Here is a 20,081-nt window from a genome sequence, read left to right as displayed (position 1 = left end):
ATACAAATTAGTAGCGGAATAGCATAAAACTGTTGCCATAAACGATAGGTCCCAACTATTTATTCATTGAGACAGTCAGATTAACATCAGGTCATCGATCTGCGTTCAGGCAGGGGTATATTGCTGCGCTTGATTTACTATTTCCTCTGAAAAACGAAAGAATAAATATCAGGGAGAATAACAGGCTATATCCTAATATATGCATAGGGCATATCGCCATTTGGGAGGATCCCCTCTTTGGAACAGAATAAATCCCCGGCACAGGTGACGATGAAAGATGTCGCCGATTTGGCTGGCGTATCAACAGCCACTGTCTCCAGGGCATTGATGATGCCGGAAAAGGTCTCCTGGCAAACCAAGGACAGAATAGAAAAAGCCATTAAGCAAACGGGATATGTTCCTTACGCGCTGGCTAAAGGCCAGAAACAGGGAGAATCCAAAATATTACTGGCTATGGCACTGGATATCACCGACCCTTTCTTTACCGATGTGATGCAAGGTATTCAGCAAACCGCAGCTGATTATGGCTATATTGTTCTGTTTCTGGATAATCGCCAGCAGCCTATAGAACCCATTTCGTTATCAACGATATTGCATCAGGTTAACGGCGTTATTCTGCTGGGAGCCAATTTTCCATTTGAAAGACACGATGAAACCAACCATCCATTACCCCCCATGGTGATGGCCAATGAATATCTGCCTGAGCTGAAATTACCTACCATTCATATTGATAATCTGACTGCCGCGTTTAATGCGGTGAACTACTTACAACGATTGGGGCACCGCCGTATTGCCTGCATTTCAGGCCCTGACCATTTGCACCTTAGCCATTATCGTCGGCAGGGTTACGTTCAGGCGTTACAACGGGGGGGAATTGCGGTAGAAAAGTGTTATATCACCTCAGGCCCTCTCAGTTTTGAGACCGGAGCGGATGCCCTCACTCAGCTAATGGCATTGCCTCAGCCGCCCAGCGCCATATTCTGCCATAGTGATATTGTGGCAATTGGCGCCATTTCTCAGGCAAAAAAGATGGGGATCCGTATTCCGGAACAGCTGTCTATCGTTGGATTTGATGATATTGCTCTGGCACAATATGTCGATCCGCCACTAACTACCGTAGCACAACCCCGGTATAAAATTGGCAGACAGGCAGTACTGATGCTGCTCGAGCTGCTACAGGGTAGCGAAACCAAGGGTGGATCCGTCCTGCTCGACAGCGAATTGATTGTTCGCGCCAGTACGGCGAAACCACATAACTAGCCAAAGTACCGCATATTACGTACTATAACGGTTCTCTTTTCATCTTTTTCTAAAAACAAACGTAGTGAAGTCATAGTGGCACAACGAGATTATGTAAGCCGTAGCCGATCGGGGACGCGGAGTAAAAAAAATAGCAGAAAGAAAAAAAGCTCATCAGGCGGCGCATCCAAGCTGATGATTGTGCTTGCCCTCGCCGTATTGGTCGTATTTGGCGGAGGCCTTTACTATATTACCCAGCATAAGCCTGAAGCAACACCTGCTGCCGGAACACCGCCGGTAAAACCAGGCAATGGCTTACCACCAAAACCGGAAGAGCGTTGGAGCTACATAAAAGAGCTGGAAAACCGTCAGGTTACCAATTCGCCTAATTCAACCGGCCAGCCTAAAACGAATACTCAGACACCACTAACGGCTGAACAAAAAAGAATGCTGGACCAAATTCAGGCCGATATGCAAAAGCCTCCGATTCAACTTTCTGGCGTCGATGCCAGTGGGCGTCCGTCTACTGCTCGTGATGGCGGAACTAAACCGGCGTTAAATAACACGGCTGCGACCAATACTCAGACACCGGCTCAGACGCAAACCCAGGCGCCACCAAAGAAAACCAATCCGCCAGCGTCAACACAAACCCAGACGCCACCACCGGTGACGTCAACGCCAAAAACCACCAGTCAGACTGCTGCTCAGGCACAAAGCCAACGCTGGATCATCCAGTGTGGTTCATTCAAAGCTCTGGATCAGGCCGAGTCAGTGAAAGTTAATCTGGCATTTTCCGGTATTGAAAGCCGAATCAGCACCAGCGATGGTTGGAATCGGGTCATCCTCGGTCCTTATAACAATCGTGAAGCCGCAGACAAAACTTTACAACGGTTAAAAAGTAATGGAGTAAGCAGTTGTATTCCGGTAGCTTCAGGAAAGTAATTAACTGTAATTTATAATGTTTATTCCTCATATCGGGCTACCTTATGGCAGCCCGATTGTTATTTATCACCCTGATTGCCTCCTGAATATTTTACTTCTGCAGGGTTGAAAACCTGACGCCATCCCCCCATCTAAATACCAATTATGCCTTGCCTCTGATGTAAGGCTGCTCTTATCAGCTAATGAGGATCTGCACGTGACAACAATTGTAAGCGTTCGCCGCAACGGTCATGTAGTAATTGGGGGTGATGGTCAGGTAACTCTGGGTAACACCGTAATGAAAGGTAATGCCCGCAAAGTTCGCCGCCTGTATAACGACAAAGTGATTGCTGGTTTTGCCGGTGGCACCGCAGATGCCTTCACCCTGTTTGAACGCTTTGAGCGCAAGCTGGAGATGCATCAAGGGCATCTGACTAAAGCCGCCGTTGAGCTGGCAAAAGACTGGCGAACCGACCGTATGTTGCGTCGGTTAGAAGCGCTGTTGGCAGTAGCCGATGAAACCGCTTCTCTGATCATCACCGGTAACGGTGATGTAGTTCAGCCAGAAAACGATTTGATTGCCATTGGTTCTGGTGGCCCTTATGCCCAATCTGCCGCCAGAGCACTGTTGGAAAATACCGATATGAACGCCAGAGATATCGTGGAGAAATCTCTGTCTATTGCCGGTGATATCTGTATTTACACCAACCGTTTCCAAACCATCGAAGAATTAAAAGCTAAAGAATAAGGACCGTAATGATGTCTGAAATGACCCCTCGCGAAATCGTCAGTGAACTTGACAGCTATATCATCGGTCAGAACAAAGCCAAGCGTGCAGTGGCCATTGCTCTGCGTAACCGCTGGCGTCGTATGCAGCTTGATGAAGTATTACGTCATGAAGTCACGCCTAAAAATATTTTAATGATCGGCCCTACCGGGGTCGGTAAAACTGAAATTGCCCGCCGTCTGGCTAAACTGGCCAATGCACCATTTATCAAAGTCGAAGCCACCAAGTTCACCGAAGTGGGCTACGTAGGGAAAGAAGTTGACTCCATCATTCGTGATTTAACCGATGCCGCCATCAAAATGGTGCGTCAGCAATCCGTTGAGAAAATGCGTTTTCGTGCTGAAGAGCTGGCAGAAGAACGCATTCTTGACGTCTTAATTCCACCAGCACGTGACAACTGGGGCCAGACTGAAAACAGTTCTGACAGCTCTACGGCTCGCCAGGCATTCCGCAAAAAGCTGCGTGAAGGTCAGTTGGATGATAAAGAGATCGAAATTGAGCTGGCGTCGATGTCCATGGGTGTAGAGATCATGGCACCTCCGGGCATGGAAGAGATGACCAATCAGCTCCAGTCGATGTTCCAGAATCTGGGTGGCCAAAAGCAAAAGCCGCGCAAGATGAAGATCAAAGACGCCTTTAAGTTGCTGATTGAAGAAGAAGCCAGCAAGTTAATCAATCCGGAAGAGCTGAAGCAACAAGCCATTGATGCCGTAGAACAGCACGGTATCGTGTTTATCGATGAGATTGACAAAATCTGTAAGCGCGGCGAAGTTTCCGGCCCGGATGTATCCCGCGAAGGGGTTCAGCGTGACTTACTGCCGCTGGTAGAAGGTTGTACCGTATCCACTAAACACGGCATGGTTAAAACTGACCACATACTGTTTATTGCTTCCGGTGCCTTCCAGACCGCCAGTCCTTCGGATCTGATCCCGGAATTACAGGGTCGTTTACCTATTCGTGTCGAGCTACAAGCCCTGACCACCGAAGATTTTGAACGTATCCTGACGGAACCAAGCGCATCATTAACCGAGCAGTACAAAGCGTTAATGGCAACGGAAGGGGTAACTATCAACTTCCAGGCAGACGGTATTCGCCGTATTGCGGAAGCGGCATGGCAGGTTAACGAACGCACAGAAAACATTGGTGCCCGTCGTTTACATACCGTTTTAGAGCGTTTAATGGAAGATATCTCCTATGATGCCAGTGAGAGCAACGGCACCAGCATTGATATTGATGCAGAGTACGTTCGTCGTCATCTGGATGAATTAGTTGATGATGAAGATTTAAGCCGTTTCATTCTGTAACGTTTTTTATTGCTCTACTCAATCAGTCGTATTTACGGGAGGCACTAGCCTCCCGTAAACTTATCCCTTAGTATTCGCTTGGTTTTATCCCAGAATCAAAGCAAACTCTCGTTAAATTCTCTATAATACGCGTATAGTTAGCGGCTAGCCGATCTGCCCGCTATGAAATTATTCTTAAATTAAAAGTTACTAAATTAAAACTAAAACATGAGCCAAACTCACTCAACAAGTAAAACAGCAGCCTGGATTGAAAGTCTGCGCCCCCGGACATTGCCTCTGGCATTAGCATCGATTGTTACCGGTTCTGCGCTGGCTGCCTGGATGCACCATTTTCAGTTGGATATTGCGCTGATGGCGCTGCTGACTGCGGCAATGCTACAAATTTTATCAAATCTGGCGAATGACTATGGGGATGCGATAAAAGGCAGCGATACAGAAACACGCATCGGTCCTAACCGGGGTATGCAAAAAGGGCTGATTAATCAGGCTCAAATGAAGCGGGCCCTGATTATTGTGATTATTCTTACTATCGCCTCCGGCATCGTGCTTATCGCTCTGGCCTGTAAAAAGCCAGAAGATATCATTGGCTTTTTAGGACTGGGCTTACTGGCTATTGTTGCCTCCATCACCTATACCGTTGGCCGCAAGCCATATGGCTATATGGGACTGGGGGATATTTCTGTCCTGATTTTCTTTGGCTGGTTAAGCGTTGCCGGTACCTATTATCTACAGGCCGGAACCTTCGATACTGTGGTCATGCTACCAGCGACTGCCTGTGGTTTATTGGCAACCGCTGTTTTGAATATCAACAATTTACGTGATATCGACAATGACCGCATGAACGGTAAAAACACGCTTGCAGTACGCTTAGGCCCACTATGGGGCCGTCGCTATCACTTTATGTTACTGGCCGGCGCACTTTTGTGTCTGGTTCTGTTCGCCCTGTTTGATTTACGCAGTTGGAGTGGCTGGTTATTTATTCTGGCGGTACCGCTACTTTACCGTCACGCCATGTATGTATTGCATGAACCAACGGCAGTGGCAATGCGCCCCATGCTGGAGCAGATGGTTAAGGGTGCATTACTGACCAATATTCTGTTTGCTATTGGTGTAGTACTTAGCTAACTCTGCTCATCAATCATTTTTATCATTATCCCTATTGCGTAAGCCGCTCCGGCGGCTTCAATACCAGGATGATTTTGCTATCCTTGTAAAAATCAGGATATACTGATTATTCATGGCGAAAAATGAACCAACGGAAACAGGCGACGATCTTATGAAATATGATACTTCCGAGTTATGTGACATCTATCATGAAGAAGTCAACGTTGTAGAACCCCTGTTCTCTAACTTTGGCGGACGCCCCTCTTTTGGTGGTCAAATCACCACGGTTAAATGCTTCGAAGACAATGGGCTGCTGTATGAGCTATTGGAAGAGAATGGTCAGGGTCGCGTATTGCTGATCGACGGCGGCGGTTCCGTTCGTCGTGCACTGATCGATGCCGAGTTAGCCCGTCTTGCCGTTCAAAACGAGTGGGAAGGCTTAGTCGTTTACGGCGCTGTTCGTCAGGTCGATGAACTGGAAGAGCTGGATATTGGCATTCAGGCTTTAGCGGCTATCCCGGTTTGCGCTGACTCACAAAACATCGGCGAAAGCGATATTCGCGTAAACTTTGGTGGCGTGACCTTTTTCTCCGGCGACCATCTGTATGCCGACAATACCGGTATCATTCTGTCAGAAGAAGCACTGGACATCGAATAAGCCATGATACGCGGAGACATTCAGGTTTCCGCTATTTTTGAAACAGACCCCGGGCAGCAACGGTTTCAGATAACATCAACCGCCTGTCCGCTGTTTTAGTTTGAACTTAATTTTCCTCCTGCCCGATATTCCCACATAATATTTATCATCACTCTGCATCTCAGCAAGATCGGTCAGGCTGTGCCGACGGTTTTCTGCCAAAGTATTGAACATGGAGGATGTAATGTTCGATGACAAAACCGATGCCTATGCCAGGCGCTTTAATAAGGTGTTCAGCTATATTGAACAACACCTGGATGACCCACTGACCGTTGAGTTACTGAGTGAAATTGCCCATTTTTCACCTTTTCATTTTCACCGGCAATTCACCACTTATTGTGGAATGCCGATAGGTCGTTATATTCAGTGGATGCGAATCAGGCGTGCATCGTACCGGTTGGCCTTTAACCCGCTGGAAAAAATCATCGATATTGCACTTGATGCCGGATTTCAAAACCCCGAATCATTTAGTCGCGCCTTCAAGCAAGCGCTGGGAAAAACACCCAGCCAGTTTCGACAGCAACCTGACTGGCTTGACTGGCATCAGCGCATTCCTGAGCAAAAATATATAAGGACCCAAACCATGGAAGTGAAGATAGTCAGTTTTCCTGATACGCCGATTGCCATGTTGACCCACCGGGGTAGCCCGGACTTGATCAATGCAACGGCTACACACTTTATTGAATGGCGTAAAAGCACCGGACTATCGCCGGTATGCACCAGTCAAACTTATGGTATTGCCTTTCACGATCCGGAGACAACAGCGGCTGAAGAGTTTCGCTTTGATATTAGCGGCTCGGTAAACGCACCTATCCCCGAAGATAATCCATTTGGCGTAGTCAATGGCCTGATACCCGGCGGACGATGTGCCGTGGCACGCCATCAAGGCTCACACCAAACCCTGACCGAGAGCGCTCGTCGTTTATACAGTGAATGGCTGCCCGCCAGTGGCGAGGAGCTACGTGATTTTCCGCTCTACTTCCATTACTTCAATTTTGTACATGAAGTGGCAGAGCATGAATTACTGACGGATATTTATTTACCGCTTAAGTGATATTCAATGAAAAAATCTTAATAAAAACGCCGCATAAGCGGCGTTTTTATTGTCTGATGGCTAACCGTTACAACGATTAAACTTCATCCATTTTACCCAACAGAAGACGTAAACGCTCCTGCCAGGCTTGTTGTTCTTGCTTCAACTGAGCGTTTTCGTTCACTAATGACTCGCGGCCGTTAGCAGACGTTTCAATTTCACGGGTTAAAGAGTTATTTTTTTCTTTCAGCTCTTCAATTTCCATCTGCAACAGGGTAATGGTATCAATGGCCTGTTGGACCTTAGCTTCCAGTTTTTCGAATACTTCAAATGACATTATTTTGTCCTCATATAGACATAACCGCAAAGCGGAAAACCTAACATTTATAACAGCCGCTAGCGGCAAGACGCGCACATCCCATCGGTGGAACGCCAAAATCAACAGCCTGATTGTATTTACCTGATCGAACGCTGTCCAGACATAGACCCATATAAACAGCGAATGTTCAGAAATTTTGTCAATCTGGCAGTACAGTTAGCGAATTAACGGCAAAAAACGATCAAACCCGTGGTTACTTATTCTTACTATGGCAACTACTCATTTCATCTGAAACGAATTCTACTCTAAGAGAAACCTGCTTCACTTATCACTTTTCGAACTCATAAGAGCAATAATTTGACCGAATACACAAAATTATACTTTCGTTATTTTTCGGTATGGCGCGATAACGATAAAATCAGTCCACTTCCTCTATAACTAAAAAAATAGAGGCTAATACGGGTAATCAGATTACCACTCTACCCTTCAATGGAGGATTATATTTATGAGCCAAAATTCTGGCCCTACTTTAAAAGGGCAATGTATTGCTGAATTTCTTGGTACGGGACTGTTTCTTTTTTTTGGTATCGGTTGTGTTGCTGCACTAAAAGTTGCCGGTGCCAGTTTTGGACAATGGGAAATTAGTATTATCTGGGGTCTGGCGGTGGCGCTGGGCGTTTACTTAACCGCGGGCGTATCCGGTGCTCACCTGAATCCGGCCGTTACCATTGCTCTATGGCTATTTGCCTGCTTCGATCGTAAAAAAGTTATCCCTTATATTCTCTCACAAGTTGCCGGCGCATTTTGCGGTGCGGCAATGGTATATGCACTTTACTTCAGCCTGTTTTACGAAGTAGAAGCCGCTCAAAATATTGTCAGGGGCAGCGTAGATAGCCTGTCACTGGCAGGTACCTTCTCTACTTACCCAAACCCAGCCATTAACGTCTTCCAGGCATTTTGCGTGGAAGTGGTAATTTCTGCCACCCTGTTAGCGTTAATTCTGGCCTTAACCGATGACGGTAACGGTGTGCCACGTGGTTCACTGGGGCCATTGCTGATCGGTATTCTGGTTGCGGTTATTGGTGCATCAATGGGCCCATTAACCGGTTTCGCCATGAACCCGGCCCGTGACTTTGGTCCAAAACTGTTCGCCTATTTCGCTGGCTGGGGTAACATCGCCCTCACTGGTGGAAGAGACATCCCTTATTTTATTATCCCAATTTTGGGGCCAATTATCGGTGGCTGCCTGGGTGCATGGGGCTATAAGGTATTTATCGGTGGTAATTTACCCTGTGAAGCCTGCGCTATCGAAGATAAAGAATAACGATCGTTCTTACCCCTTTTTACTACGTCAATTCACGGAGTTACCGCAATGACGACTGAGCAAAAATACATTGTCGCCCTCGATCAGGGAACCACAAGTTCACGAGCGGTGGTATTAGACCACGATGCCAACATTATCGGCGTATCACAGCGTGAATTCACCCAAATCTACCCACATGCAGGTTGGGTAGAACATGACCCAATGGAAATTTGGGCAACCCAAAGTGCAGTACTGGTTGAAGTACTGGCGCAAACGGGTATCAGTTCTGATGAAGTTGCCGCTATCGGTATTACTAACCAGCGTGAAACTACTATCGTCTGGGATAAGGCTACTGGTAAACCTATTTATAACGCTATCGTTTGGCAGTGCCGCAGAACCGCCAGTATTTGTGAGCAGTTAAAGAAAGAAGGAATGACCGACTATATCCGTGAAAATACCGGTCTGGTCGTCGACCCTTACTTCTCAGGCACCAAAGTAAAATGGATTCTGGACCATGTAGAAGGCGCTCGCGACCGTGCTAAACGCGGCGAGTTGCTGTTTGGTACCGTGGATACCTGGCTGGTATGGAATATGACTCAGGGCCGTACCCACGTCACTGACTATACCAACGCCTCCCGTACCATGCTGTTCAATATTAAAACCCTGCAATGGGATGAGCGCATGCTGGAAGTGCTGGATATTCCACGGGAAATGCTGCCGGAAGTTCGCCCATCGTCTGAAATCTATGGCAAAACCAACATTGGTGGTAAAGGCGGAACGCGTATTCCAATCTCCGGTATGGCCGGCGATCAGCAGGCGGCTCTATTTGGCCACCTGTGTGTTCAATCAGGCATGGCGAAGAACACTTACGGTACTGGCTGCTTCCTGCTAATGAATACCGGTAAAGAAGTGGTTAAGTCAGAACATGGCTTGCTGACCACTATTGCCTGTGGCCCACGTGGCGAAGTGAACTATGCGCTGGAAGGTGCGGTATTTATTGGTGGAGCGTCCATCCAGTGGCTGCGCGATGAACTGAAATTGTTCACCGACGCCATGGACTCCGAATATTTCGCCACCAAAGTGAAAGACAGTAACGGCGTTTACGTTGTACCTGCATTTACTGGTTTAGGTGCACCTTACTGGGACCCATACGCTCGCGGAGCCATTCTTGGCCTGACCCGTGGCGTTAACTCAAACCACATTATCCGCGCAACGCTGGAATCTATTGCTTATCAGACTCGCGATGTACTGGACGCCATGCAGGCTGATGCCGGAACCCGTCTGAAAGCCCTGCGAGTTGATGGTGGTGCCGTCTCTAACAACTTCCTGATGCAGTTCCAGTCAGACATTCTCGGTACTTCTGTAGAACGTCCTGCGGTTCGCGAAGTCACTGCACTGGGTGCTGCTTACCTTGCCGGCCTGGCGGTTGGTTTCTGGAGCGATCTGGATGAAGTGAAGAGCAAAGCAGACATCGAGCGCGTGTTTAAACCAGGCATTGAAACCACCGAACGTAACTATCGTTACAAAGGCTGGCAGAAGGCTGTAGAGCGCGCCCGTGATTGGGAAGAACATGACGAGTAATATTACTCAGTAACGTTTTTCTCTTTTCAGAGAGACTATTAAGGTCATTCCGACCGTAAAAACAAAGTACCGGTATTATCTTTGTTTGCGGTCGGAAAACCATCTCACTCAATAACAGAGAACGTAGGGCTTAGCCCGACGATGAATTCTGATGATAGATAAAGGGCCGGTATACGGCCCTTTATCTATGGATTATTCTCTCACCCCGCCATTTCACCACGCTTTAACTGTGATAAGATCCCGGCAGTTTTTTAATCATCTTAATTTTTCAATATATTACGGACTCCAATAAATGAAACGTGAACTTGCGATTGAGTTTTCTCGCGTCACCGAGGCTGCTGCACTGGCTGGTTACCGCTACTTAGGTCGCGGTGATAAAAACAAAGCGGATGGTGCGGCAGTTGAAGCCATGCGGATCGTGCTCAATCAGGTCAATATCGACGGCGAGATTGTCATCGGTGAAGGTGAGATCGATGAAGCACCCATGCTGTATATCGGTGAGAAAGTCGGTACTGGCCATGGCGATGCCGTTGATATCGCGGTAGACCCGATCGAAGGAACACGTATGACTGCCATGGGGCAGGCCAATGCGCTGGCAGTATTAGCGGTTGCGGAAAAAGGCGCTTTTCTGCACGCACCTGATATGTATATGGAAAAACTGGTTGTAGGCCCTGGCGCTAAAGATACCATCGACCTGAATCTGCCTTTGACAGAAAACCTCAAGCGTATTGCGTTAAAACTCAATAAGCCACTGCCTGAGCTGACAGTGATTACCTTAGCTAAACCGCGTCACGATAAAGTGATTGAAGAGATGCAGCAGCTTGGCGTTCGGGTATTTGCTATTCCTGACGGCGATGTCGCTGCGTCCATTCTGACCTGTATGCCGGACAGCGAAGTTGACGTTATGTATGGCATTGGTGGCGCACCGGAAGGGGTTATTTCCGCTGCGGTTATTCGCGCACTGGATGGCGATATGCAATCCCGCCTGTTGGCCCGTCATCAGGTAAAAGGCGACAGCGAAGAAAACCGCCGTATTGGCGAGCAAGAACTGGCGCGCTGTAAACAAATGGGAATTGACGCAGGTAAAGTGCTCAAGCTGGGAGAAATGGCCCGCAACGACAATATCATCTTCTCTGCTACCGGCATCACTAAAGGTGACTTACTCAATGGCATTCAGCGTACCGGCAATATGGCAACTACCGAAACGCTGATGATTCGCGGTAAATCTCGTACCATTCGTCGTATTCAGTCAATTCACTATCTGGACCGTAAAGATCCGGCGCTGTGTGATATTTTGCTGTAATTAACTATCCCGATACCTATTTCGTCCACTGATAGCACAGCGGACGAAATTTTTCGGCTCATAACACAATATCAAACACCATATTCATTCTGATAAGCCTTAATCGCCACCAGATGTTCTGCCATCTCCGGCTTTTCAGCCAGATATTCAACCAGATCGTCCAGAGTGATGATAGTGATCACCTCACACTGGTAGTCGCGTTTTACTTCCTGAATGGCGGACAGTTCTCCACGTCCTCGTTCCTGGCGGTCCAGAGAGATCAATACGCCGCTTAACGTAGCATCGTGCTGACGAATCACTTCCATTGACTCGCGAATAGCGGTACCGGCGGTGATAACATCATCCACCAGCATTACACGCCCCGCCAGCGGGCTCCCTACTAAGTGACCGCCTTCGCCGTGATCTTTGGCTTCTTTGCGGTTAAAGCAGTAAGGCACATCACGATCGTGGTGTTCAGACAACGCCACCGCCGTAGTGGTCGCAATAGGGATACCCTTATAGGCCGGACCAAACAGCAGGTCAAACTCAATGCCAGAATCCACCAGTGCCGCCGCATAAAAACGTCCTAACAAAGCCAGATCGCGACCGGTATTAAAGAGACCCGCATTAAAAAAGTAGGGGCTGATTCGTCCTGATTTCAGGTGGAATTCACCAAACTTTAATACCTGCTTGTTAAGCGCAAACTCAATAAACTGGCGCTGATAGGGTTTCATAAAAGGCATCTCCTTAACTGATTACACAACTTTAAATCGTAAAAATTCGATCGTAAAAAAAGCGACGTCTCCGTCGCTTTTCAACTTATTGTCCAAGTACTGCTTTTTGCGCCTTGATGATGGTATCAATTCCCTGACGCGCCAGCGCCAACAGACTCAATAGCTCTTCATGGGTGAAGGGTTCCCCCTCGGCGGTGCCCTGCACTTCAATCATGCGACCATCGTCAGTCATCACCACATTCATATCAGTTTCTGCTGCGGAGTCTTCTACGTATTCCAAATCACACACCGCTTCGCCGCCCACAATCCCAACGGATACCGCTGCTACCATGCACTTCATCGGGTTTTGCTTCAGTTTACCGTCGGCAACCAGCTTGTTTAATGCATCTGCCAGCGCCACGCAGGCACCAGTAATAGAAGCAGTGCGGGTACCACCATCAGCCTGTAACACATCGCAGTCTAAGGTAATGGTAAACTCACCCAGTTGGGTCAGATCCACCGCTGCGCGCAGTGAACGAGCTATCAGGCGTTGAATTTCCAGCGTTCTGCCCCCCTGCTTACCTTTTGCGGCTTCGCGTGGGTTACGAGTATGCGTTGAACGAGGCAACATACCGTATTCTGCGGTGATCCAACCTTGTCCCTGACCTTTCAGAAAACGCGGAACGCCTTCTTCAATAGTGGCAGTACATAATACTTTGGTTTCGCCAAACTCTACCAGAACAGCGCCTTCTGCATGCTTTGTGTAGTTGCGAGTAAGGGTGATAGGGCGTACTTGTTGAGCACTTCGACCTTCTGGACGCATGCAATAATCTCCGCTGATTTAGTTTCAGGATTGGCTCAGGAGGTGTTCCACAGTAGCTTCTCGATAATACTGAGGAACACACCCTGCTTCTGTGACCGCGCATTATACTGACTTCGTGACCTAATGCCTATCATGGGTTGGCACTCAAGGGTATAATCTTTTTTTCTTCGACAAACGGGTACCTGATTATGATCCGCAGTATGACCGCTTATGCACGCCATGAAACCAAAGGGGAATGGGGTAGCGCAACCTGGGAACTCCGTTCCGTTAACCAGCGTTATTTAGAGACTTACATCCGTCTGCCGGAACAATTCCGCAGTCTGGAGCCGGTAATTCGTGAGCGCTTACGTACGCGTCTGACCCGTGGAAAAATCGAGTGTAACCTGCGGTTTGAAATTGATCCTTCCGCCCAAACCGAGATGATGCTGAATAAAGAGCTGGCACAACAGCTGGTTCAGGCCGCTAACTGGGTGAAGATGCAGAGCGATGAAGGTGAGATTAATCCGGTAGATATCCTGCGCTGGCCAGGCGTTATGTCGGCCAAAAGTCAGGATCTGGATGCGATCAGTACTGAACTGATGGAATCTCTGGAAATCGCCATTAATGAATTTATCGATGCCCGCGAGCGGGAAGGCGCTTCACTGAAGACCCTGATTGAACAGCGTCTGGAAGGGGTAAGTGTAGAAGTAGTGAAAGTCCGTGCCCGTATGCCTGAAGTTCTGGTTTGGCAGCGTGAAAGACTGCTCAGCAAACTGGAAGAAGCACAGGTACAGTTAGACAATAACCGTCTGGAGCAAGAGTTAGTGATGCTGGCACAGCGCACCGATGTGGCCGAAGAGCTGGACCGCCTTGATGCTCATGTGAAAGAAACTTATACCATTCTGAAAAAACCGGAAGCCGTTGGCCGCCGTTTAGACTTTATGATGCAGGAGTTTAACCGTGAGTCGAATACGCTGGCGTCTAAGTCGATTAATTCAGAAGTGACTGCATCGGCGATTGAGTTGAAGGTGTTGATTGAGCAGATGCGGGAACAGATTCAGAATATTGAGTAGGTTTTATATTAACTCACAAGACCCCATAACTAAGTCCGTACAAATACGGGCTTAGTTAATCTTTTGAAATTCAATATAATGCCAACACAATACCTGTAAAGTATTACATGCAAATTTGAAAAATATCTCAGATATAAACATGAGAAAGTCACTTTATGTTCTATCCATTGTGTAAAAGGGTAAGGTTAAGGAAATGGTGAAGAAATCCTCTTGGTCTGGTGGTTGGGCTACATTAAGAGATTTAGAAATAATAAAAACAGTCATTGAAGTTAGAACCGCGACCTTAGCAGCAGAACTTCTGGGGATTTCTCAACCAGCCATAAGCCGAACATTAAGTCTCATTGAATCAAGATCCGGATGTGTTCTGTTTAAAAGGGAGAAAGGTAAGTTAATCCCAAATTCAGATGCATTATCACTCTATGAAGAGATCGTTAAAATTTCAGACTCTTTTGAGAGGTTAACAAATTTTGAGTGGAATAAAGAAGAAAAGAAATCGCTGAATATCATCTCTACCCCAACAATTGCCTATTGCTTCCTCATTCCTTTAACTGCTGAATATATAAAAGAAAATCCAGATGTAAATATCAAAATTGATATTGTTACCGCATCAAAATTATTAAGTAATTTAAATGAAGGCAGAGCAGACATTGCGCTTGGTGATTCGTCTCTTAATACGGCGAGTTTCAACGTTAGTGCTTTCCCTTTAAGGAGAACAAGAATTGTCTGTGCGATGAATCGATTGAATGAATTGGCAAGTAAAGATGTTATTACTCCAGAAGATCTTAATCAAAAGAGAATGGTCGTTTTCACTAAAAGAAATATCTCAAGAACCAAACTTGATCGAGTATTAGATAAATCAGGTGTGTCATATAACGTTATTGCTGAAGTTTCTGATGCATACTCAGCGTTAGACTTTGTCAGGGCTAATACCGGTGTTTGTTTAATGCCATATTTTCCTGTATCAACGCTTAACGACCCCCAAATTATCTTCAAAGACTTTATGCCCGAAGTATTAAATGATTCGTCATTTTTTACCGTTTCAAATTTAAACTCACCACACATACAGCGCTATCTTGAATATATTCATCAAAAACAACCGGCGCCCGATAGAAACTCTGAACCACTTTAATATATAGCTTAAGGTTGCGGTGTGATTAGAAATAATCGTATCGCAACCTTAAATTTTTTAGTCTGCCCAATATTGATTCATACAACCAAAAAATGAGTAAGTATTAGCATTAGAATATATGCACTTCCAAGTTGTAGCGCATTTCTCTTAATAATATCGAATGGTGTCAACCCAACTAATCCTGCCACAGCAATAGTTACCCCAGCTATGGGAGAAAAACTCCGTCCTAAACTTCCAGAAAAATGCATCGGAATAAGAACTTTGTATACAGATACGCCCGCACCTTTAGCAACTTCGGCAGCTAATGGGGCAAACGCATTAAAGGTTGAACCGGTGCCGAGTACAATAGAGCTAAAAAACACTAAGATACTAAAAGAAAGGACAACAAGAATATGTGTATGGGTTCCGGAAGGAATAAAACTAAACAAGGTATCGATGAATCCTATTTTTATCATTCCCTGAGCAAGAACTTGAGCACAAAGTAAAATTGAAACAATCATAATAAAAGATTGCCCCATTTGATCAAAAAGACCCGCTATTTTACCGGCTGCACTTTTTATATTTAACGTACGAATAAAGTCACAGATGAAAGCGATGAAAAATGAAATAAACATTGCAGTAATGACATCCATTTTAAATCTGATACTTTCCGGAAGCCATTCTTCAACCAAACTGGAAAATATAAATAGCAAAATCATCGGGACAATTGGAAGTAAAGCAAACAGATAAGGCACTTTTTCTTCCGAAGGTGTTTGCTGATGGGCTAACAAACTATCGTCTTCTGATGTTACGGCTTCTTTTTTATCCCAGTAGGCCTGGACAAACATATGCATAACACCGATGAAGATAAAGAGGATCCATACAACAGGCACTTGTTTTTCAATAAAAAAACTAAATAAATCATAGTCCGTTATTTCGGATATCAAAATACTGCCTGTGGCAGAGGGACCATAATCAATACAAACCCCTGATGCGATAACAGCAGCTACAGACGCCTTACTACACCCAATAGAACGCAAGATAGGGTATAACGTCGACATCATCAAAAGAGCTAAACCTGACGGGCTTGAAATGAATAATGCCAAAAGTTGCATGACGATATAACACACACCGAGAAGCATATATCTTGATTTTAGTTTCCCCAGCGGCTTCACACAGATCTCAACCAGCTTCCCGGATGCACCTATATCATTCATATAGCGTGAGAAACCAGCAATAACCATAATAATCAGGCCCAGACTGGCAATATTCTTACTAAAAATACTTTTTATTTCGACAAATACATCAATAACTTTCGAACCAGAGCTCGTACTCGTTATTGCTGCTTCCGGAAAAATAAATGCAGCGATCAATAAAAGTATACATCCGCCAACTAATACCAGCGCTTGTGCATATATCTTCCTCATTATTCCCATACCAATCAATACGATAATAGTAAATGATACGGAAAGAATAAATGCCTTTTGACCGAAGCAAAAATACATAAAAGCTAAAATAGTGGGGATGCTGATTATCCATATAAACAAGGATTTTTTGATTTTTTTCATATCAGTAGACTCAGTCATTTTATATCTCACAAAGAGTTAATCATAATTATGTGAAAGAGTAAGTGTCATAATCTGACGTTCACAACCGATGCAAATTTGGTTATATTAGTATAACCATTTAATTATCAAACAAAGCATGACACCTGTCATATTTTCAATAAAAACCATTTTTCACATAAAAAACAATCAAGTGATCATTTTATTTCTTATGTGATTTTCATCACTTTATAAATGGGTATTTATATTAATATAACCAAAATCAAAAAAACAAGGTGATATGTTATGGCTAGCGTAGGAATGTTTGATTCATGTATTACTGGACATTGGTTCAATCAAAAAGCGAAAGATATCTGGTCTGATTCAAGCACAATACAAAGTTGGCTCGACGTAGAAGCGGCATTAGCATTAGCCCAGGCTGAGTTAGGAATGATTCCAAAAGCAGCTGCAGACATAATTGCAAAAAAGGCTGACGTTAATTTATTAGATGCAGATAAAATCTCTGCAGGTATTAAAGAAACCATGCATCCTTTTGTTCCTGTATTACGCCAATATGAAGCCGTTTGTGGTCCTGAGGCAGCGTCATATATTCATTGGGGCGCAACAACTCAAAATGTTTTCGATACCGGCGCGGTATTACAATTAAGAAAGACTCATAACATTATTATTTCAGATCTCGATAATGTTCTGGCTGCGATGGCAAAGCTGGCTGCTGAAACAAAAAATATCCCTCAGGCTGGCAGAACCCACGGTCAACATGCATTACCTATTACCTTTGGTTTTAAAGTGGCTGGCTGGCGAGCTGAAATCCGTCGTCATAAGTCACGTTTAATACATGCCGCTGAAGACGCATTCGTTGTCAGCATGGGGGGAGCCGTTGGTACATTCTCTGCAATGGGTGGAAATGGCCGAAATGTACAAAATAAAATGGCAGAATTACTTAACCTTAGATCCGCATCTATTCCAATCAGAGCATGTTGTGATTCATTAACCGCCTACATCAACGTTTTTGGTTTACTGGCCGCGACGGTAGAAAAAATCAGCCAGGAAGTCATATTTTTACAACGAACTGAAATTGCTGAAATTGAAGAGAGTTTCCATCATGGCAAAGTAGGCAGTTCTACTATGTCACAAAAGAGAAACCCTCAACATGCCCAAAATTTGGTTGGCGTATCACAACTACTACGCTCAAGAATAATGTTAGGTAATCAGTCGATGATAAGGATGAACGAAGGTGATGCTGCAGAAAGTAATATTCTTGATGTGTCGTTGCCAGAAGTCTCTATTTTTGCTGTATCTCTTGTTGATGGGTTGAATAAGTTAATCACCGGTTTGAATGTCTACTCTGACAATATGAAAAGGAATCTGGATTTATCGGGTGGCTTAATTCTTTCTGAAGCGGTGATGATGCAACTAGCCGAATGTATTGGACGCCCTGCCGCACATCATATTCTGTATGAAGCGGCCATGAATTCTATTGAGAAAAAACTCACCTTTGCAGAGTCAATTCATGAGGAACTGAAGAAAGCGAATGTTCCGGATACGTTAGATATTGATAGGATATTAGATCCTACCCATTACCTTGGTGAATCAATCGAGTGTGTCGATGATGAGTTAAAAAAATGAGGTTCTAACACCCAGCTCAGATAATAACGCTAACCACCATCACTCTACTTTATATATTGCAGAGTGGTATGTAGAAAACTGATTCATTAAGTCCGCATAATTGCGGACTTTCTCATTAATTACGACAAATTTACTCATCGATTTCCGACCTATCATTACTTTTAGGAAAACAACTGGCTTTTCTCCGCAGCCTGTTTCAAAAGCAGTTTTACTGCCCTGGATATCGGTTTTCGGGACTGAATAGCATTCATAATGTGGCGTATGCATTCGAGTGCATCCAGATTTAATGCAATTTGCAGAAGCGCTTCTTGTTGAGGATGAATAGACGGAAAATGCCTTCCTACACGATTGCAGTGCTGTATTGCTTCATTGAACAAAATCTCAAACTCTTTTTTACTCTTGGTTTCAGCATTATAAAGAAGATAAGAGTACGCCCATTCCACCATATGTACATCATTAGGTAAAAAACTGGGCCAATCATATTTTAATGCTTCATATAACATTGGTTCGGCAATACTGTATTTACCTGCCTGATTAAAATTGAATGCGGCTCGAATATAATAATTCATAGCCTCACCATGGTGAGAACCTTTGCTCAAGCTTTCTTGCTGCATCCGTCTGGCCGCTTCACAGAATAGAATGGCGGCATCTTCATATTCTTGTTTTTTCCAAAGGCTATAAGCTTTATCAGCGATATCTGATGTGCTGATTTCAGATTTTTTGAATAGTTTAGAAACCATAGTGAAATCATAATCAGGTAAATTCATTACTTTATTTTCCTTGTAATCAGTCCGAAGCTATCAAACAATCATTACACGAATCATGTTGAACTGTGCCAAATTTAGTACTATTACCTGACGATAAAACCCGGCCCTTTCCTTGAAATCACCAAAATGCCCTAACCAAGTTCAGGAAGAGAAAAAACCAACATGGACATGACCAACATCGCCTGCACCGAAAAATACCAAACCCAGCGAAAAGAACAGGAAGCTATCTTCACCGCAGCCCATTTTCAGGACAGCGAAGTCATTCAATTGAGCCCGGAATATCGAATTGAAAAGAATACTTACGCCCAAAACAATACTTCCGCTACTGAAAATACTCTATTAAACAGTAAAAATGAGATTATTTACCGTTATCGAAACCTTGATGACAGCGGGGATTTCTGCAAGTTAATCACTCACTCAAATGGAAATCTCTATCTCGTCTTCCGTATAGATCTTTATGGATATAGCGTTTTTAATATCACAGAAAATAAAGCGTTCCACTATATTCCTGAAGAAAATGAAACCTTCATCTGGACAGATATTCTCTATAACCCACTGAATAATATTCTTGTAGTATCGGGATGCTTCTGGGCCTGCCCTTTCAGTATTCACATTTTGAATTTCAGCCAACCAATGATTGAAACAGCATGGGTCGATATTCATAAGGAATTAGAGAATGGCTACGACAAATATGATGATATCGATTTTGCCCGCTGGGAAAATGACAACTTAATATTGAAAGCCAGTGAGATATATCAATGCGGTGAAACCAGTAAAAACCGAAACATCGAAATATCAATATCTAAACGGCAATATAGAATGTGGTTAGATGGAATAACTGACCAGTAAAGGCAGAT

At 44.8% G+C, this 20,081-nt stretch carries 19 protein-coding genes; 14 read left to right on the top strand and 5 right to left on the bottom strand.

Going from position 1 to position 20,081, the window contains the following annotated elements:
- Positions 1–237: 237 nt before the first annotated feature.
- The 7 genes from cytR (at position 238) to EKN56_RS00630 (ending at position 7,106) form a co-directional block, all read left to right on the top strand.
- Positions 238–1,260: a DNA-binding transcriptional regulator CytR gene (gene cytR, locus EKN56_RS00660; RefSeq protein ID WP_130590055.1), complete on the top strand. Its 1,023-nt coding sequence runs from the start codon at positions 238–240 to the stop codon at positions 1,258–1,260.
- A gap of 75 nt (positions 1,261–1,335) precedes the next feature.
- Complete coding sequence (ftsN, locus tag EKN56_RS00655; RefSeq protein ID WP_130590054.1) at positions 1,336–2,181, top strand: cell division protein FtsN; 846 nt, start codon at positions 1,336–1,338, stop codon at positions 2,179–2,181.
- A gap of 196 nt (positions 2,182–2,377) precedes the next feature.
- Positions 2,378–2,908 (top strand): ATP-dependent protease subunit HslV, encoded by a 531-nt coding sequence (gene hslV, locus EKN56_RS00650; RefSeq protein WP_130590053.1) that lies wholly within the window; start codon positions 2,378–2,380, stop codon positions 2,906–2,908.
- Between the two features lie 11 nt (positions 2,909–2,919).
- A complete protein-coding gene (gene hslU / locus EKN56_RS00645) occupies positions 2,920–4,251 on the top strand; it encodes an HslU--HslV peptidase ATPase subunit (protein WP_130593544.1) in 1,332 nt (443 codons plus the stop codon).
- A 207-nt stretch (positions 4,252–4,458) separates the two neighbouring features.
- Positions 4,459–5,376 (top strand): 1,4-dihydroxy-2-naphthoate polyprenyltransferase, encoded by a 918-nt coding sequence (locus EKN56_RS00640; protein WP_130590052.1) that lies wholly within the window; start codon positions 4,459–4,461, stop codon positions 5,374–5,376.
- A gap of 151 nt (positions 5,377–5,527) precedes the next feature.
- Positions 5,528–6,013 (top strand): ribonuclease E activity regulator RraA, encoded by a 486-nt coding sequence (rraA, locus tag EKN56_RS00635; protein ID WP_130593543.1) that lies wholly within the window; start codon positions 5,528–5,530, stop codon positions 6,011–6,013.
- 223 nt (positions 6,014–6,236) lie between these two features.
- A complete protein-coding gene (locus EKN56_RS00630; RefSeq protein WP_130590051.1) occupies positions 6,237–7,106 on the top strand; it encodes an AraC family transcriptional regulator in 870 nt (289 codons plus the stop codon).
- A 76-nt stretch (positions 7,107–7,182) separates the two neighbouring features.
- On the opposite strand, the gene zapB is transcribed toward EKN56_RS00630, so the two are convergent.
- On the bottom strand, positions 7,183–7,422 hold the full coding sequence (gene zapB, locus EKN56_RS00625; protein ID WP_130590050.1) for a cell division protein ZapB: 240 nt from the start codon (positions 7,420–7,422) through the stop codon (positions 7,183–7,185).
- A gap of 487 nt (positions 7,423–7,909) precedes the next feature.
- Between zapB and EKN56_RS00620 the strand changes: the two genes are divergently transcribed.
- The 3 genes from EKN56_RS00620 (at position 7,910) to glpX (ending at position 11,591) form a co-directional block, all read left to right on the top strand.
- Positions 7,910–8,728 (top strand): MIP/aquaporin family protein, encoded by an 819-nt coding sequence (locus EKN56_RS00620; RefSeq protein ID WP_130590049.1) that lies wholly within the window; start codon positions 7,910–7,912, stop codon positions 8,726–8,728.
- A gap of 48 nt (positions 8,729–8,776) precedes the next feature.
- Complete coding sequence (gene glpK, locus EKN56_RS00615) at positions 8,777–10,288, top strand: glycerol kinase GlpK (RefSeq protein ID WP_130590048.1); 1,512 nt, start codon at positions 8,777–8,779, stop codon at positions 10,286–10,288.
- A gap of 292 nt (positions 10,289–10,580) precedes the next feature.
- Entirely contained in the window at positions 10,581–11,591 is a 1,011-nt protein-coding gene (gene glpX / locus EKN56_RS00610) for a class II fructose-bisphosphatase (protein WP_130590047.1), read from the top strand.
- A gap of 71 nt (positions 11,592–11,662) precedes the next feature.
- Here glpX and pyrE read toward each other — a convergent pair whose 3' ends face one another.
- Together pyrE and rph are read right to left on the bottom strand one after the other, a co-directional pair.
- Positions 11,663–12,304 (bottom strand): orotate phosphoribosyltransferase, encoded by a 642-nt coding sequence (pyrE, locus tag EKN56_RS00605; RefSeq protein ID WP_130590046.1) that lies wholly within the window; start codon positions 12,302–12,304, stop codon positions 11,663–11,665.
- Between the two features lie 85 nt (positions 12,305–12,389).
- Positions 12,390–13,106 carry a ribonuclease PH gene (gene rph / locus EKN56_RS00600; protein ID WP_130590045.1) on the bottom strand — a complete coding sequence of 239 codons (717 nt, stop codon included), beginning with the start codon at positions 13,104–13,106 and terminating at the stop codon, positions 12,390–12,392.
- Between the two features lie 188 nt (positions 13,107–13,294).
- Here rph and EKN56_RS00595 point away from each other — a divergent pair, with 188 nt between their 5' ends.
- Together EKN56_RS00595 and EKN56_RS00590 are read left to right on the top strand one after the other, a co-directional pair.
- A complete protein-coding gene (locus EKN56_RS00595; RefSeq protein ID WP_130590044.1) occupies positions 13,295–14,158 on the top strand; it encodes a YicC/YloC family endoribonuclease in 864 nt (287 codons plus the stop codon).
- A gap of 193 nt (positions 14,159–14,351) precedes the next feature.
- Positions 14,352–15,287: a LysR family transcriptional regulator gene (locus EKN56_RS00590; protein ID WP_130590043.1), complete on the top strand. Its 936-nt coding sequence runs from the start codon at positions 14,352–14,354 to the stop codon at positions 15,285–15,287.
- 77 nt (positions 15,288–15,364) lie between these two features.
- On the opposite strand, the gene dcuC is transcribed toward EKN56_RS00590, so the two are convergent.
- Positions 15,365–16,852, bottom strand: coding sequence for a C4-dicarboxylate transporter DcuC (gene dcuC, locus EKN56_RS00585; protein WP_130590042.1), 1,488 nt, complete (start codon positions 16,850–16,852; stop codon positions 15,365–15,367).
- 264 nt (positions 16,853–17,116) lie between these two features.
- Between dcuC and EKN56_RS00580 the strand changes: the two genes are divergently transcribed.
- Positions 17,117–18,457, top strand: a complete 1,341-nt coding sequence (locus EKN56_RS00580) for a class-II fumarase/aspartase family protein (RefSeq protein WP_130590041.1) — start codon at positions 17,117–17,119, stop codon at positions 18,455–18,457.
- A 161-nt stretch (positions 18,458–18,618) separates the two neighbouring features.
- Here the strand turns inward: EKN56_RS00580 and EKN56_RS00575 are convergent, their stop codons facing one another.
- Entirely contained in the window at positions 18,619–19,224 is a 606-nt protein-coding gene (locus EKN56_RS00575) for a hypothetical protein (protein ID WP_130590040.1), read from the bottom strand.
- A 162-nt stretch (positions 19,225–19,386) separates the two neighbouring features.
- Between EKN56_RS00575 and EKN56_RS00570 the strand changes: the two genes are divergently transcribed.
- Positions 19,387–20,073, top strand: coding sequence for a hypothetical protein (locus EKN56_RS00570; RefSeq protein WP_130590039.1), 687 nt, complete (start codon positions 19,387–19,389; stop codon positions 20,071–20,073).
- The last annotated feature ends 8 nt before the right edge of the window (positions 20,074–20,081 follow it).

The organism is Limnobaculum zhutongyuii (assembly GCF_004295645.1).
Taxonomy (GTDB): domain Bacteria; phylum Pseudomonadota; class Gammaproteobacteria; order Enterobacterales; family Enterobacteriaceae; genus Limnobaculum; species Limnobaculum zhutongyuii.
Note: the sequence above shows the minus strand (reverse complement) of the source record. Positions and strands in the feature narration are given on the sequence as shown.